Annotated in this window: 11 protein-coding genes; 7 read left to right on the top strand and 4 right to left on the bottom strand. The window is 31.3% G+C overall.

The window, feature by feature from the left end; all coding sequences use genetic code 11:
• Window positions 1–81 precede the first annotated feature (81 nt).
• Window positions 82–3,081 (bottom strand): DEAD/DEAH box helicase, encoded by a 3,000-nt coding sequence (locus J2772_RS14805; RefSeq protein WP_209917955.1) that lies wholly within the window; start codon window positions 3,079–3,081, stop codon window positions 82–84.
• Window positions 3,082–3,666: 585 nt separating this feature from the next.
• Between J2772_RS14805 and J2772_RS14800 the strand changes: the two genes are divergently transcribed.
• The 5 genes from J2772_RS14800 (at window position 3,667) to J2772_RS14780 (ending at window position 9,523) form a co-directional block, all read left to right on the top strand.
• The gene (locus J2772_RS14800; RefSeq protein WP_209917953.1) at window positions 3,667–5,562 is read left to right on the top strand and encodes an SIR2 family NAD-dependent protein deacylase; all 1,896 of its coding nucleotides are present in this window, start codon (window positions 3,667–3,669) and stop codon (window positions 5,560–5,562) included.
• A gap of 745 nt (window positions 5,563–6,307) precedes the next feature.
• Window positions 6,308–7,348 carry a YiiX/YebB-like N1pC/P60 family cysteine hydrolase gene (locus tag J2772_RS14795; protein ID WP_209917951.1) on the top strand — a complete coding sequence of 347 codons (1,041 nt, stop codon included), beginning with the start codon at window positions 6,308–6,310 and terminating at the stop codon, window positions 7,346–7,348.
• Between the two features lie 78 nt (window positions 7,349–7,426).
• Window positions 7,427–7,723: a hypothetical protein gene (locus J2772_RS14790; protein ID WP_209917949.1), complete on the top strand. Its 297-nt coding sequence runs from the start codon at window positions 7,427–7,429 to the stop codon at window positions 7,721–7,723.
• 74 nt (window positions 7,724–7,797) lie between these two features.
• Window positions 7,798–8,682, top strand: a complete 885-nt coding sequence (locus J2772_RS14785; protein ID WP_209917947.1) for a hypothetical protein — start codon at window positions 7,798–7,800, stop codon at window positions 8,680–8,682.
• Between the two features lie 58 nt (window positions 8,683–8,740).
• A complete protein-coding gene (locus J2772_RS14780; protein ID WP_209917945.1) occupies window positions 8,741–9,523 on the top strand; it encodes an abortive infection family protein in 783 nt (260 codons plus the stop codon).
• 368 nt (window positions 9,524–9,891) lie between these two features.
• Here J2772_RS14780 and J2772_RS14775 read toward each other — a convergent pair whose 3' ends face one another.
• From J2772_RS14775 to J2772_RS14765, 3 genes are all read right to left on the bottom strand, one after another.
• Complete coding sequence (locus J2772_RS14775; protein ID WP_209917943.1) at window positions 9,892–10,596, bottom strand: DUF2290 domain-containing protein; 705 nt, start codon at window positions 10,594–10,596, stop codon at window positions 9,892–9,894.
• A complete protein-coding gene (locus J2772_RS14770; RefSeq protein ID WP_209917941.1) occupies window positions 10,596–12,668 on the bottom strand; it encodes a DEAD/DEAH box helicase in 2,073 nt (690 codons plus the stop codon). Before J2772_RS14770 ends, J2772_RS14775 begins: the two co-directional genes overlap by 1 nt.
• Window positions 12,669–12,836: 168 nt before the next feature.
• Entirely contained in the window at window positions 12,837–13,112 is a 276-nt protein-coding gene (locus J2772_RS14765; protein WP_245365235.1) for a helix-turn-helix domain-containing protein, read from the bottom strand.
• A gap of 493 nt (window positions 13,113–13,605) precedes the next feature.
• Between J2772_RS14765 and J2772_RS14760 the strand changes: the two genes are divergently transcribed.
• Window positions 13,606–14,148 carry a hypothetical protein gene (locus tag J2772_RS14760; protein ID WP_209917939.1) on the top strand — a complete coding sequence of 181 codons (543 nt, stop codon included), beginning with the start codon at window positions 13,606–13,608 and terminating at the stop codon, window positions 14,146–14,148.
• An 88-nt stretch (window positions 14,149–14,236) separates the two neighbouring features.
• Window positions 14,237–17,245 (top strand): SusC/RagA family TonB-linked outer membrane protein, encoded by a 3,009-nt coding sequence (locus J2772_RS14755; protein WP_209917937.1) that lies wholly within the window; start codon window positions 14,237–14,239, stop codon window positions 17,243–17,245.
• Window positions 17,246–17,251: the final 6 nt, after the last annotated feature.

Raw genomic sequence — 17,251 nt, 5'->3', positions numbered from 1 at the left:
AAGTACAGTAATTAGTGATATTAAATTCTGAAATTATTAATGATTAAGTAACAAGTATCTTTAAAAACGCGCATCTATAAATTAACTTACTGTTTCGCTATATTTTAAAAAATTAGCAAGTACACCAGAAGGCGTTTTAGCATTTTTATTAAGAATCTTGGTATTGGCGAAAACAATGAAATTATCTTTGGCTCTCGAAACAGCTACATTAAGCATATTGGGCTTGTTGTCTCTATCGAAAAATAGGGTTCCTTTATCTTCATCACCATAGACCATAGAAAATAACACAATGGGTCTTTCTGCACCTTGTAGAGCATGAACTGTACCTATTTTAAAGTCATCAACTTTAAACCCTGCATCTTTTAAAGCTGATTTTAAACTGTTTTTTTGTCCAGTAAATGGTGTAATAATACCAACAGCATGTTCAATCGACTCATATTTCTTTTCAATTTCTGTTTTGTTCTCTGTCAGCCAGCTAACAATGGCTTTAACTTCTTCAATATTAAACCTGCTGCCATTTGGGTTTCTTGTAGATTGGCCATCAACATGAATACAATGCATTGGAGGGAAAAGTAAATCTTTTTTTGCTTTTCCCCTTAATGGAATAAGTTTACCATCATAAGCTAGTACATTGCAGTAGTTAATGATTTCGTCATAACATCTTCTGTGTTCAGTTAGCAGTACTCCTTTTTCATGTAAATTGGCTTCCTTAAATCCTGATGCATTTTGAGCCATTTTCATAATACTGCCGGTAGAAGAAAGAAAACCTTTAGGGTCAAATTCTTTTTCGTAAACAATATCATCATATTCCTCGATAATTTCACACTTTTTAAGGTTACCGATATCAATTTTATGGGTAACATTCCAAATGGGTTCAATCTGTTTTACATCTCCTACAACAACAGCCTGTTTAGCTAAAGCAAATGTGGCAATACCTACTTCAGGAGATACCTGGCCTGCTTCATCAACAATGAGAAGATCAATAAAATTAAATAGAGGCGGATTATCATGTATTTTGTTGCCTTCTCCGCTCATCCTTAAAAATTTATAAAAACTGAAAAACTTTGGTGCCATGAAAAATGTACTGACAAAGCATGGGGTTAACATAGCATGTCTTCTCCATCTGTTTATCATAGGTTCTTTGCCTTTCCCATTGAATTTAGGATCGAAAAGATCATTTTCAAGTTGCAGGAGATATCTTCCTTCCCAATAATGTAAAGCCAATTGAAATGCTTTATGGCGTATTGAAATGTCAAGTTCGTCATAAAAACAATTAGCTGTTATTTTTTCCTTTATTTTTAAGTGCTCACATTCCCAATATTCTTCTTCTGATCGTGGAGGGTTGCCAATAATTGTATTGTTGGTTTTCCATGTCTTCCAGTTTTCAATAGACGTAATAATGCCTTTAGCGGTATTGATTTTAGAATCTATTTTATCCAGTATTTCAGCTTTCCTAAATATAAACACTTCAGGTATTGCAATTTGGGAATCTCTAAGGATTATTTTTATTTCTGAAGCCCGGCTTTTCAAAGCAGACTGTAATCCAAGGAAACAAAAGACTTTTCTGAAGAAAGGTTCATTGTTAAAATAGGAGATTATTTTCTGCTCACTTTCAGCCAATTCTTTAATATCCTCTTTGAGTATATTTTCATTTAATATATTATCCTGATAATAATTGGAAACTTTTGAATAATTAAGAAGATAGTGAGAGGCAAATTCATGTTCAGATTGTAAATAAGCCTTCCATTTTGTTCCGGAATCTTTAAGGATATTTTCAGAATCTATAATCTCCGCTTGTAGTTTTTCTACAGCGGAAGTGATGCTAAGAACAGTAGAATTAAAATAGGCTTTACTTTTTTCTAAAAAATATTCTTTAGCGTCCTGTAGAAATTCTAAATTCTCTATCTCATTAAAAAGACCGTTGCTGTTAAGCTTTTTATAATTGATATCTTTTAATTCAGTTTCTTTTTTGTTGGTTGAAGGAAGATAGGTAGCATAACCGTCAACATCAGGAATCCATCTGCCCTGTAATTTTCCTTCTCTTGTGTTGGATTTTGAGAAACTTTCTATGATATTAGTTACCGCTTGGTTATTGGTAGAACATGCTAAAATAATAGGGGCATCTTCTCCTTTTATTGCGCTTTCAACCATCTTATTGGCAACAATACTTTGTAAGAGAGTAGTCTTTCCTGTACCTGGTGGACCATTAACCGCAAAAACTTTTTCATTAGAGTCTAAAAATGTATTTAAACTTTTTCTTTGTGAAATAGAGATAGGAAAATCAAATCCCATCTGTCCGAGATGCAGCGCATTGGTATTGATTAGTTCAGATACAGAAGCAGGTAGTTTTTCCTGATTATTGTTTAAGGTAATTAAAGACTGTAAAAGGTCCGGAAGATTCTTTTGGTGAATAATTTTTTCATAGAGTTCTATGATCCCCATTGCAGCATTCATTTCTTCTTGTGGAAGTAATACTATAGCATTAAAGATGGTTTCATAGGCTCCTGATTGATACTCGCATAACTCCTGATTGGTAACTTTTTTAAATATATCCTTTACATATTGTATATACTCGGGATATTTTGAATAATTTTCTTTTCCTAGAGTGGTAGCTAAATCTACTTCTTCAATACTCCCAAAAATAAATTCAGTACGTTCATCAGCAAGGGGTTCCAGATACTGTCTTTGAAATAAAGGAAACATTTCGTCAGGAATATAGAGTTTTCCATTCCTGTCTAAATAAGCAGAATACCAAAAAGGAAATTTCGGTTTCTTATCTCTGAGATGAACGAGGTGATCTGAAGCCGGTTTAAGCTTGAAGGGGGCTATTACTACAAATATGTGATCTATACTGATCCAGTCTTCATCATCTTTATTTTTAATCCCTCTTTTTTCATTGATTCTGCGTTCTTCATAGTTGATAAGTGTGTTGACTTTTTGAAGATCTGCAATAGAATTGTTTTCAATTTTGAAATCTTCAATTTCAAAGTGCTGAGCACCATCAATTTCAATATTGGTATTGAGAGAGTCTGCTAAATTCTTTTTCCAGTAGGTGAGCCATTTATAATGTTCTTGATTCATTTGTGATTGGTTAGTAGAAGTCATATCAAGCTAAAATAAGATAATTATATGAGATTGTTTTATGGGAAACCGTAAAAATATGCGATCTGATTAACTGGTTATGATTTATTTTTGCCTTTAGAAAATTTATTTTTAAAATGGTGGGTTTCCCGTATATCTATTAATATCTCGTTAGCACATCTATTTAGTTTATTTTCATTGTATACGAAAACAAATTAAAGTATATTTGAGATAAATGTGTAAAGTGAACTTATGTGAAATTGGATACGCAAGAGTAAGCAAGTTTGAACAGAATCTCGATTTACAAACTGATGTCTTAAAGAATTTAGGAATTGAAAAAAAATTTATTGACTAGTCTGCGAGGGCAAAAGGTAAAAACGGAGGTAGACCAAAGGGTATGACAGAAAAATATAAAAAAAATGCACCTTTAGTAAAGCGATCTTATGAAAGTAAGAATGTTCCAATCGAGGAAATTATGAAAGCTTTTAATCATGGAAGTAAAGCAACTTTTTATAAAATAGTTAAAAGTTAGTATAGTAAGATCAAATAATCAATAATATAATATTTAGTGCAAAATAATTACTAATGCAGAAAACACCAAATTTAGAAAGGTTATTGGAATTAATTAGCAGAGAAGATGTGATTCTTTTTGCTGGAGCAGGTTTATCAAAATATGCTGGATATCCTATGGGGGCTCAACTTCAAAGTATTTTTTACAATAGTTTATCAACTAGTGCAAAAGAATACATTGAGCCAACACGTTCATTAGCAGATTTGACTGATGATATTTTTCACTTATATCAAAGCAATAATCAAGTTATAAAAATATTGAAAGATAATTATACAATGCTACCAGAGTCTACTTTTGTTCACGATATAATTTCATCAATTCCTCATTTTAAAACAATTATAACAACAAATTACGACGGGCTTTTTGAAGGTGCTTACAAGGAAAATGGTGAAGTCTTATATAATAATAGTCATATTAGTTTAGCTGATCCTAAAAAAATACATATATATAAAATTCATGGACACTTAGCTGACAGTAATTCAATAATCATTAGAAAAACAGACTATACGAATTTCTTTAATCCTAACAGTCAAAATTCCATTTTTTGGAATGCAGTAAAGGATAAAATGGCATCAAACTGTATTCTATTTATAGGTTACTCTTTAGAAGATGCCAATATCGATTTTATTTTTACTGATATTTTAAAACAACTTGGTGACAATAAAAAAGAGGTGTTTTTTATTGCTCCTTCGTTAACACAACCAAAAAAGAATAAGCTAAGTAGCTACGGTATAAATTTTATTGAGGGAACTGGAGAAGAATTATTTCCTTTAATTTTCGAACATATAAATGAGAATATACTTTTAGATCTAAAAAGTAATAAAGTTTCAACTGATAGTACATACAAATTTACTAAAAAACTAGGATATAATGTAACAGTAGGCACCAATACTGCCTCTAATTTTTTTATTGAAAAAATAGAAAAAGTTGATGGTGTCTTAAAACAGAAAGTACATTTCACAACTAAAAATAACAAAGACTTTATTAGTAAATTAAAAAGTTTTATGGAAGGGAATACCACAGAAAAAAGTTTCAGAATTCCTAAAACTGAATTATCTGATTTTGTCATGCATGTAGATAATTTCAAGCTTCAAGATTTATCAGACATGGAATTTTTATACATTATGAAACTTCCTTCGTATGAAGGTAAAATTGATATTATTTTTGAAGATGGGATGTCTGTAATAGATTTTAATGTAAAAGTATATAAAGATATAATAGAAGAGAAAGTTGTATTGTCCTTTGAAACAGATGTAGCAAAAGGGTCTATTGCATTTATGCCAAGAGCTAAGGGAGCTAATATAAATTATGAATCTGAAATAGTTGAAGTTATTAAAAATCCAAGAGTACTTTTGGAATATTATAAAGCTTTTGCTAAAATGATTGAAGGAGTTCGTTTTTCGTTTTTTGTAAACGGAGAATCTGCGTTTACAAAAAAACTCATTGCAAATAAAATTCCAGAAGATTTAGAGTTCTATATTAACTATCTTGAAAAGTTATGCAAAGTTGAAACTTTGCACATGATAAGGTTTAAGAACATAAGTAGAAACGACATTAACGAAAATAACTATCATACACTTGAATCTATAATAGCGAAGGCGGAAAATACTTTTGTTGAATTGCCACTACCACCACTAAGGGCTGTTCTTGATGAAAGTTTTGATAAAGGATTTTTGAATATTAATAAAGAAGAGCATATAATGTTTTTTGGAGGAAATACTGAAGTAAAAGTAAATGTGCATGATAAAGAATTTAATTTAGGTTATATGAGATCATATGTTTTTGATCCTTTTATATCAAACATGGAAGAAATTAAAAATAAAAAAGCAAAAGAAATTTTTATTACTAATAAATCAGGTAAGAGAAAAGTGGGATTCTATGACGTTTACGAAATTCCTGGAGATAATTGAATCTATTTTAATGTAACATCAATCTCATGAAAGAATTAAATGGAAAATGACTGGAAGCCAATTGTTGCTTTTTGCATATTTTGTATGATATTTATTGCTGTAATATTTGCAGTATTCTTTAGCCCAACCCTCAAAATGTTATATCAGGTTACTGTTCAAACGGAGTAGTCTTGGTAGATAGATTGAAAGATGAAAAAATACTTTAGAAAATGATAGTATTAAATATCTTAAAACTTCAATTATTTCTTATCAAGAAGTTCAAGAATAATCCCACAAAACGTAATTCTCTACAGTTCAAAAAATGAGAAAAATATACTTTTTTATGTAGTTTTCAACAAGAATATTTAGAAGACCACGATGATTGTAAATCTACAGATTCTTACTTTACAATATGATAATTATAACTATTAAAATAATCTCAAAATAAGATTAAATGCATAGTAATAGAACAATAATAATGATTTTACGAATTACTCGAATTACATTCATTATTTAAAGTTCATTAATCTAAAAAACGATAATAACCTATGAACCAAAACCGAATTTTAATAATTTTTCTAATTATTTCTATAATAATAGTATTATGTAATAATGTTTTTTTAAATGATATTCCGGAGTTAATGCCAAAAAGTAATGAAATTGGAAACATTCTTTCCAACCTTAATCTTTAAAAATACGGACTTTGAAAATATGGCAGATCCTATGTATGAGTTTCATCTTATTTTAAGAGAAATAGAAACTTACATTGAAAAACATTATAAAAAGTACATTAGGTAATCTTATCTCAAAAAACGATCAAAATAATATGTATATCATTGACCTAAATAAACTCCGTATTGGAGATATACTTCTTACAAGAAAACATGATAAAGAGTGTCAACTTATTAGAAAATCTACAAATTCAGATTATTCGCATGCTATTATATATGTTGGTGCTGGTAGCGGAATTGAATCAAATGGGCTAGGTGTTCAATCAATTAATTTACTAAGAACAGTATATAAATATGCTGACGATGCTCTAATACTTAGATATAATAAAGATGATTTTGAGGGCATTATAGTAGATGTAATTAATTTTGCAAGGCAGAAAATAGGAACCGAATATTCTACCTCTGAAGCAAAAATTGCAAGAATAGCAGAAAATATCAAAGCTAAAGAGGAAAATAGACAATTTTGTACAAGGTTTGTCGCTCAATCTTATAAAAATGCTGGAATAGATGTAGTTACCAATCCTGACTATTGTTCACCTAAACAGTTATCGGAATCAAATTTTTTTGAAACTATTTCTGAATGTTTGGTAGAAGCAACAAAAAGAGAAATTGAATATGCTAATGAAAAGGATAATCCAATTTCACAACAAACTGATATAACTAATAAAATATTTGAATATGTAAGAAACATTTCAAGTAAAGACATACAAACATTTGAACAATTGTCTAAATATGTTTTAGAGAACAGAGACAACGAACCAGAAATAACTGAATTTATAAGAAATTCCGGATATCTAAAAATGTGGGAAAAAGATATTAATAAGAATCCGTGGTACTACGATTATGATAAAGCTTTGGAACATTGGAAAAACCCTGAAAAAAAAATAGAAGCAGGAGAATTTTTTGCAAGTTCTGAAGAATATACTAGACAAAGATTTGAAATATCTTTAGATACAATGAAATTTTATCATAAATTTTATCAACAAGAATATTTCAGAGATCAAATCGAACTTTACGAAAAATTAATTGAATTAAGTAAAACCAGGGAAGAAGTAGGAAAAAAATTACTCAAATAAAAACTATTGACCTACTATATATTAAAACTTCGCTAATCGTTAAACTAACTACTTCTCAAAACACAATTCAATAAAGTAATGAGAGAAAACTACATTCAATATGCCGACGGCTATCAAAAAGACGATATAGATGAAAAGGATATTTTACAAGCTATATCAGATATCCAAATTATGGATGAAGAACATGGAGCATTTTGGGTCTCAGTTATTACCGATGATGAAAATGTAATTGAAGTAAATAAAGATTTATCACTTGTTGTAATTTTTGGAGTGGAACAAACTAATTATCAGGCTAAAGATTGGAATGAGGTTACAGAGCTTTATAAACTATTATTGGCTAAAAAGTTCGAAGTAATACTCGACAGAGTGGTGTAATTTATCAAAGATAACTGCGCTAATAGATTGCGTAGTAACATTCTAATTTTGGATTAAATTTTAAGATCAATATAATGTCTATAATTTGGAATAATATTACTGAAGGAGTATTTCCCGAAGTAGATGAGCCGGTTTTACTTGCCAAAGAACCTACAGATAATTTGGTAATCAATTGCAAATTAGGATGCATGATTGAAGATAAGTCTCAAGGTAATAGCTGGTTTGTAGGAAATGAGTGTCATTTAATCACCCTTACATCAAGGCAATATTGGGTTTACTTACTTGAAAAGTCACTTGAAGTCCCCAATACAGAAGACATTACTATACTTAAAGATGTTTTACAAGAATATTTAGAAAAATTGCAACTATTTGACAAGAAATTTCAAATGGTGGCAGCCTCTATGATTAAAAGCGGGAGAGGATTGTACCCATTAGACTATTATATTTCAGGTATCCTAAATAGAAGTTCATCACTTATTTTTGGTTTTGAAACTCTTATAAAATCATCAAATTTTATTTCGGCTGCACATTTGGTTAGGCCACATCTTGACAATTATTTAAGGCTTTTAGCAGCATGGTTAGTAGAACAACCGCATGAATTTGCTCAAGCTGTTTGGGGCGGAGCTACAATTAGAAATTTTAGGGATCGAAGCAGGAACAAAATGACTGATGCATATCTTAAAGAAAAAGCCTCGGAAGAATTTCCATGGATTGAAAATGTCTATAATGAAACATCTGGTTTTGTACACTTTAGTAATAAGCATATACTAAATACAACAACTTTATCATCAGAAAAAGAAAACACAATGATAACATTTATTGGAAAGACAGATAATAAGGTTTCTTACCAATCTAAATTGGAAGCTGTAATTGTTATGATTGAGATCTCTAATGCTATCTTAAAGAGAATCTATGGATGGATAGAAACCAAAAGGACAACGGTTAATTTTTATCTATAATCTTCAAAAACAAAATATATCAAGTTAACACAAAAATTATCCAAAAATCCGTAAAAAAATGAATGACATAATTTCTCCAAAATTCCAAATGAAATTGGTTCAAGAAGTCCACGATAAAATTTGGGAAGAATTCACTACATATAAAGATGTTTTGTTTTATGTTAAAAAGTGGCATAAAACAGAATGGTATGATATTAATAATCAATGGCAGAACTTCGATATTATTATGAATATGCACAATATTGATTTAAAATCTACACTTCATGGTATGAAAGGTGAAGATTTACTAAAAATAGCAATAGATTTAGGAATTGATACTCCTGATTTTATTCCGTCAATTCCAACATTTAAGAATGCAATAAAAGATGAATATGAAAATGTACATGATACATTTATAAAAGCAATTAAAAATATTGAGAACGAGCCAGACCTAGCGATAGGTTTAGCAAATTCTGCATTTGAAAGCCTGATAAAAGAAATATTAAAAGATGAAAGAATTTCAGTAAAACTGAAAGGTGGAGAAACATTATATAAATTAACACAAATCATTTTAAAAGAATTCAACATTTCAAATGATAATTTTCCAATCGAAGCAAAGACGATTTCAACTTCTTTACTTGCAATAAGCCAATCAATAGAAAAATTACGGAGTGAAAAAACAAATTTTCATGGAAAAACAAAAGAAGACATTTTAATTAGTGATTCTATCTACGTTTATTTAATTGTTAATTCAATAACAACAATAGGTTTATTTTTAAATTCATTTTATGAAAAAAAATTTCCAAAACCCCAAATAGAAATTGTAAATCCATTTGAAGATGATGATGATTTACCATTCTAAAAAAGACCTCTGCTAACAAAGCAGCGTAAAAAGTGCAACCTTAGCCATAGAAGATACCGGAAATAAAAAGAGGAGACCTGTTGGGTCTCCCTTTCCTTATATCTAAAAGCTTATTACGGGCAGTTGCTGGTCAGCAGAGTCTGCTTCCTCCTAGTCTTTGAAACTATTTTAATTTTTTCACAAACCTGTTTTAAATAGAATTTAAGCAATTTTTTTTACGAGCCTTGGCTTGCTATTACTGTTTATTTGTGGATAAAGGTTTTAAACTTTACACCATAAATTTAAGTCATTTTTGTAGCGAATCTATTGATACTTTACAATTGAATAAATTATTATATTTATAATAAGGTTTTTATTTGTTGGAAAAGTTAACTTATAAAAAATTCATTTTCCTCATCACTGTTCCAATCTCCTCTTTGTAATAAAATACATTCAGCTTTTATATTTCTTAAAAAATCTCTTTTGTCGGATATTTTATCAAAAAATTCTTTCCATTTTTTATAATATGTATTTTTAAGACAAAATTTTACAAATTTTAAAGGTGATACATATTTTGATACAGGTATTCTTAAATCATTATGAGTTCCTATATGGAAATGTGACTTAGAATGCAACATAGGTTTGTAGCCAACATCACTATAATCGTATCGTATATAATTAAAATTTGATGAAATACTTTGTGTTTCTAAAAATTGTTCATACTCATCTCTAAGTACGGAATGCAATTCTTCTACAGAAGATTCTTCTATCATATCATTCAAGAATTCATAATCATATAGTAGTTCTGCATATTGGTTAATATCTATGTATTTATAGGGAGTTTGTATAAATGAATATCTTAACTCACCGTTTGTAAATGAAAATTGAAATATAGAATCATCCTCCAATAAAAACGAATACTGAGAATTAGAAGTTATGAAATTATGGACTTCAATAATGTTTTTGTTCTTGCTCACCTTTCTTAATTCTGATGAGAAGTTGTTATCCAAAATTCCAACATCTTTTAGAACACCAAAACTTTTAAGTAGTTTTCTAGCCTCCTTTAACGATTGTTGATAAGTAACGCTATTCATTACTTTTTTGTATTTAATTCCTTAATTAATTCCATAATCTGTGCTTCTGTAAGCCCAATCTTACTTAATTCTTGAACCCTTATATTTATTTCATTCAGAATACTTTGCTGTTTAGTCATCCCTCTCAATATCATTCTTGTAGAAGTTCCAGAAGGTTGAGTAAATTTAAATTTGTATTTATTTTCTTTTAACAAATCCATTTCAAGTTGACACTGCTGCGCTTTTTCAAATCCAGTCATGACAACCCATCCTTTACTTCTGGTTATTGCGGTAAATATTTTATTACGATCAATAATGTAGTTTTTGTTTATAAAGGCATACTCTGTACCCACAATATAGACCATTCCAGATTCATTTCCTTTTGCCTTATTTAATGTGGATAATGTTACTAATCCTTCTTTTGAATATATCTTATTATTGTATGGAGCATTTAAGTGATTAAAGCAATTTATACCCCTTTCAGATAAAATATTTGTGATATTTTCAAAATATCCACTAATATGCTTACCATCAATTCCAATGACACTTATATCCTCTGGATTCAATTCCTCCTCAGTAATATCTTTGTAAATCAATTCAGCAACATATTGACATTCTTCGCGGATATTGTCAAAAATTTTTAATGAAATAGCATTCTCTTTAAAAAGTTCATTTGTTATTATTGGTGAATTTTTCTCCGGTCTTGAAATTACCATCTCAGAATTTGTTTTAGAATCACCAGTTTCAACTTCAAAACCTAAATCTATCCAATGGTCATTATCCTCTAATCTTTGCAAAACAGGATTATTATAAATACCTAATCCTAAAGCAAATGCATTTAAAAGAAGAATTCTAGGAGTACGATAGCATTTATGCAAAACAATATCCTGCAAACTATTTTGATCTCTAGAGAAATCAACATAGTAATTTTCATTCTCATCCTTACCAAAAGTCTCTTTTTCATCTTGTATTTTGACATCAAAAATATTTTGAAAGTCATCGTATGCCCAAACTATTCTTGATTTGTTCGTTATTTTTCTAACTACTCTATAAAATGATTGTGGAAAATCTTGTCCTTCGTCAATCAAAGACAGACCATATTTAATTTTAAGACTTTCAGTATCTAACTTGTCAAATAAAAATTCAAATGGATTCTTTGAATTTTTGATTTTTGCATCTATAAAACTTATAGGTGTAATATTATTATCTTCTGTAATAGTAGAATATACACCCTTTACACCTTTTCCACCCCATCCATGAAGAATATGTATCTTATCCCAATTAGGACTTCCATATTCTGAAAATTCATTATAATACTTTTCTATTAAATATTTTATATTACCGTATAGTGCCTTAGTGTAATAAGTATATAAAATATCTTCTTCGGGATGTTCGATATGATATAACGCAGCCTTCATAGTTAAAATTATTGTTTTACCTGATCCAGCTAAACCTCTAATTCTTTGAGGTGATTCGATATTATTAAGTGCAGCTCTTTTCTGTTCAAAATCAAAAGATGTTATTTGATTTTGTATGATATTTAATATCTTTCCTTTTGTATTTTCTTTGGGATTACTCTCAGAAATGGTTCTCTCTTTTTTTGAGTTTAATCGATAAGATCCTTCTATAGTAGAGGTTAAAATAGAAAAATTTTCATCACTTAAAGTTTCTTTTTTATTACTTTGTATTACTTCATTTATATTAGCTATTTTGACATAATCTTCTCCCTCAAGATCTATGTTGTCATTCAAAAATAACTTCGGTGTAACATTAATTTTTAGATCTCTTCTTCCATTTCTAAGTTCACTTGCTCTTGAAATTTTAGCAAGAATATGACTATCTAATTCGTCTAATTTTAGTAACTCATTCTGATTTAATTCTATTTTTTCTTCGAAACATCTAAAAAAAATTACTCCGAACTCTTGTGATACAAAAAGTACATGTGCATTTATTATATCATCCTTTACTTCACCTCTATATAGTGGAAAATTATGATAGGTAAAAGAGTTGTCAATATTTAATGATTCAATTTTATCAATCACTATCTTAGCTATTAAATCATTATCTAATTTAGAAGGATCACCTAGGAACATATTATTTAACTTATATTTTACAATATTTATTTTATTGCATTATGTCAAATATACAAAATTGTTGTAGTCACTTTGACTATAATATTATGTTTTAATTTTTGAAGAAATATCTATTGAGACAGGATTTCTCTTATTTTTAAGTTCTTTAAATAAATGATCAATTCTAATTTATTTACTTTCACTTATCTTGAAATTAAATAATTCTTGTGGTGTCACATCCAATCCTTTAGATAGCTCTAATATTGTAGACATTTGAATATTTCTTAAGCCCTTTTCAATTTTACCAATATCGCTATAGTCAATCTCACAATTTTGAGCCAATTGTCTAAGGCTAAGTTGTTTTTCTTCTCGTAATTCCTGAACTCTTTTTCCAAAACCTTTTAGAAATGCAATTTTTTCAGAGTTTGTTGCCATATCAATATTAAAATAGATAGCAATATCCATAGAAAGATAAAATAATTAGTGGGTATAATTCCCCACGTTGTATTTTTTTATTATATTTGGAATAAATTACATAATAAAGTAATTTTGCAATACTTCAAAGAAAATATAGAAGCTATTGCTTAGAGTCTCGAACAGAAAACTGCCAATTTTCAATCGGAACGAGATAATAAGTAAGTAGGCTCACGACCTAGGCGTGGGTCTCTTCCTCTTATCTGTTCCCCGGTATGGCAGTACCACTGTTCGGATAATGTAGAGTCCCATGCCGTTTTTATTTTATGCAGTTCTGCTTTTCTACAATTATCTTTTTTATTCTAAGCTGCTTTACAAAATAGAGGTATACTGATACGGTACAATGGGGTGTACAACCTATTGCGGCTTTAGAGCTTTCACGGGAACACAAATTCATTCATATTCACATTTGACCTTGTAGGGAGGAGCATTATGATTTCTCCTACATGGTCTTTAAAAACTATTATTTACAGTAAAACAACCATTGAAAAACAAAAAAACAGCTGTTGGATCAGTTAGAAAGAAGTATAGAAAACTACAGTGTATTAAGACTTTCTTTCGGACCCACGACCTTGTTACAGCTAAACAGATGCTCAGTTCCATCATGCAGTATGCAGTCAATGGAAAAGACTGGCTAAAGAAAGACCGTTCTGCCGTTTTACAAATTCATCAATCATTGAACCTATTCATCCGAGAAGGTTATATGATCAGTAAAAAGACAAAGAAATGGCAGATAAATGCACTGCAAGACATAGGCCCTCCACTGATGAAAGGTTCTCTGTCTGATAAAGAATATGAAAACCCACTCTTGGTTTTCAAAAGAGCCTTTAAGGAATACAGTATTAAAGAGTTTGAGTACTTTATTTCGAGAATTGTCTATTTCTCACAACAGATTTACAGACATGGACCTGAAAGCAATCTGGCAAGACCTTATATCCATCTTTCAAAGATGCTGGATGCAGCTTATCTCCTCTTGGAAAGAGGAATTCAGAAAAATGATAACAAAAAAATAAGAAACAGAAACTAATAAAAAAAGCCCTTTCCCATAAGTCGACTAAAACATCAGGAAAGAGCATTGTTAAGTCATTAATTAAATTAAAAACCTTTACAAATCTATGAAAAATTCCTATTACAATATAGGAGGCATTTTCTTTGGGCTCATGTTTACCACTGTAAGCATCAACACAAAAGCCCAGACACACACCATTTCCGGTACCGTTACATCATCTGGTAAACCACTCTCAGGAGTTGTAATTTCCCAAGAAGGTAGTGATCAGGTAACCATGACCGGCAACAACGGAACCTACACCTTACAGGTTTCAGCAGAAAATACCATCCTATTGTTCAGACACCCTGATTATTCAGAGGAAAAATTCACACTCAATAATCAGACCGTCGTTAATATCAGCCTAGAACAAAAAGTAAAGGGAATCGAAGAAGTTATTCTCAACGCTGGCTACTACAAGGTTAAAGACAAAGAAAGAACCGGTAGTATTGCCAAAGTTTCAGCAAAAGATATAGAAAACCAACCTGTGACCAATGTACTGTCAGCAGCACAGGGAAGAATGGCAGGAGTGAACATTATCCAGGCCGGCGGAACAGCGGGCGGTGGATTTGATGTTCAGATTCGAGGAAGAAACAGTCTTCGGACAATTCTTAACAGCCCTGGTAACGGAAATCAACCCCTTTACGTGGTGGACGGAATTCCGTGGAGCTCAAACTTGACATCCAGTTATTCTGTGGGAATTCTTCCTATGAGTTCTCTAAACCCACTGAATTCAATAAGTCCGGATGATATAGAGAGCATAGAAGTTTTAAAAGACGCTGATGCTACGGCTATTTACGGATCCCGAGGAGGGAATGGAGTCATATTAATCACTACAAAAAAGGGAAGAACCGGCGCTATAAGGTTGACAGCGGATACCAATTACGGTATCAGCAAAGTGGCCAATCAAATGAAACTGATGAACACTGAACAATACCTTAAGATGCGCAGGGATGCCTATGCCAACTACAATGTTGCTGTTCCTGCAAATGCCTACGATATTAATGGAGTTTGGGATAAGGATCGATATACAGACTGGCAGAAAATATTGATCGGAAATAATGCCGAGTCTTCCAGCATTCAACTGTCTGTAAGCGGGGGAAGTGAAAGGAACCAATTCTCCATCAGTGCCTCACATTCTAACCAGTCAACTGTGTTTCCGGGAGATTATAGATACAAGACCAATATTCTTAATTCTAATTATAGCTATACCACAGAAAACAGAAAGGTTTCGCTGTCTTTCAGTAATATTCTCTCGAGTCTATCGAATAATGTAATCAGCAATGATCTGACCAATAAATCATTGAACCTGGCTCCTAATGCTCCTTCTTTATACGATGATGCAGGAAACTTAAACTGGCAGAATAATACATTTAGCAATCCTTTAGCATCACTAAACGGTCGTTATGAAAATAAAGTGTTACAGATTAATCAGAGTGTTAAAGCTGGATATGAGGTTTGGAATGGTTTAAAATTCACCTTTAATGGCGGTCTTAACATTCAATCTTTAGAGGAATATACCTTAGCACCAAACACGATGTATAATCCTGCCTTTGCATCAGGAGCATCACCGGCACGTTCTTCATCTTCACGAGGAACGAGCAACTTGATGTCATATATTCTAGAACCTCAGATCAATTGGTCTAAGGATTTAGGAGCAAGTAAACTGGATGTTTTTTTAGGATATACCTACCAGAGTAATAATTCTAAATCTTCAGCAATTACAGCATCAGGATTTGCCAGCAATTCGCTGCTTTACAATCTCGCTGCGGCATCACTTATTACGCCAAGGGATTTTACCGATATTGATTATAAATATACTGCTGTGTTCGGCAGACTTAATTATCGGTTGATGAACCGGTACATAATCAACCTAACAGCAAGGCGGGATGGCTCAAGCCGTTTCGGACCTAATAACAGGTTTTCAAATTTTGGAGCAATTGGAGCAGCCTGGTTATTTTCTGAAGAATCTTTTTTAAAAAATTCCAAATGGCTCAGCTTAGGAAAATTAAGAGGTAGTTACGGACGTACCGGAAGTGATCTAATAGGTGATTTTCAGTTTACCAATTCTTATTCCGTCGCTCTCAATTCTTATAATGATGTTCCTGCATTATATCCTTCCCGTCTTTTTAATCCTGACTTTACTTGGGAAAAGACCGATAAACTGGAGGCGGCGATAGAATTATCACTGTTTCGTAATTTGATAAATCTTACGACTGCCTATTATAGGAATCGTTCGTCTAATCAGCTGGTAGGTATTCCCTTAGCTTCTACAACAGGATTTTCAAATGTACAGGCTAATCTAAATGCGACGGTACAGAATTCAGGATGGGAGATCGAAGCGTCTTCCAGTCCACTTAAAAGCATGAACTGGAAATGGAATATCAGTTTCAACGTATCATTCCCCATGAGCAAGCTATTATCATTCCCGGGGCTGGAAGGCTCAACCTATGCAAATACTTATGTCATAGGTCAACCTACATCAATTGTAAAAGTGTATCAGTATGAAGGTATTGATCCGGTAACAGGGCAGTACATGTTCAAAGACTTTAATCAGGATGGTAAAATATCTTCCCCTGAAGATCAGATGGCCATCAGAAATGTAGGAACCAAATACTTTGGTGGTCTTCAAAATCAGATATCATACAAAAATATCAGTCTTTCGTTTTTATTACAATTTGTAAAACAGAATTCCTGGAATTATTACCGAACCATGACAACACCCGGAAATATGAATAACCAGCCTGCTGAGTTTGCTAATGTTTGGTCATCTACGAATCATGATGGTATCATTATGCCTTATTCACCGGGGACTATTACTGCGACAAATACTCTTACTTCCAATTTAAAAAATAGTACAGCAGCGATCAGTGACGGTTCATTTATACGGTTGAAAAATGTTCAAATCAACTACAGACTTCCAAAAATAAGTAAAGTAGTAGGTGAAGCCCGAATATACATCCAAGGTCAGAACTTATTGACTTGGACCCATTATATGGGGTTAGATCCTGAATTTACAGTGAACGGTTATTTACCGCCTTTAAAAACTGTTTCAATGGGCTTCCAGTTAACTTTTTAAAAATGA

This window comes from Chryseobacterium jejuense (assembly GCF_017877355.1).
Classification (GTDB): Bacteria; Bacteroidota; Bacteroidia; order Flavobacteriales; family Weeksellaceae; genus Chryseobacterium; species Chryseobacterium jejuense_A.
The sequence above is the reverse complement of the archived record's forward strand: the minus strand, read 5'-3'. Positions and strand labels throughout refer to the sequence as shown.

Coding starts and splice junctions, on each gene's coding strand:
- J2772_RS14805 (WP_209917955.1), bottom strand. CDS start 3,081: ATGAATCAAGAACATTATAAATGGCTCACCTACTGGAAAAAGAATTTA.
- J2772_RS14800 (WP_209917953.1), top strand. CDS start 3,667: ATGCAGAAAACACCAAATTTAGAAAGGTTATTGGAATTAATTAGCAGA.
- J2772_RS14790 (WP_209917949.1), top strand. CDS start 7,427: ATGAGAGAAAACTACATTCAATATGCCGACGGCTATCAAAAAGACGAT.
- J2772_RS14785 (WP_209917947.1), top strand. CDS start 7,798: ATGTCTATAATTTGGAATAATATTACTGAAGGAGTATTTCCCGAAGTA.
- J2772_RS14780 (WP_209917945.1), top strand. CDS start 8,741: ATGAATGACATAATTTCTCCAAAATTCCAAATGAAATTGGTTCAAGAA.
- J2772_RS14775 (WP_209917943.1), bottom strand. CDS start 10,596: ATGAATAGCGTTACTTATCAACAATCGTTAAAGGAGGCTAGAAAACTA.
- J2772_RS14770 (WP_209917941.1), bottom strand. CDS start 12,668: ATGTTCCTAGGTGATCCTTCTAAATTAGATAATGATTTAATAGCTAAG.
- J2772_RS14765 (WP_245365235.1), bottom strand. CDS start 13,112: ATGGATATTGCTATCTATTTTAATATTGATATGGCAACAAACTCTGAA.
- J2772_RS14755 (WP_209917937.1), top strand. CDS start 14,237: ATGAAAAATTCCTATTACAATATAGGAGGCATTTTCTTTGGGCTCATG.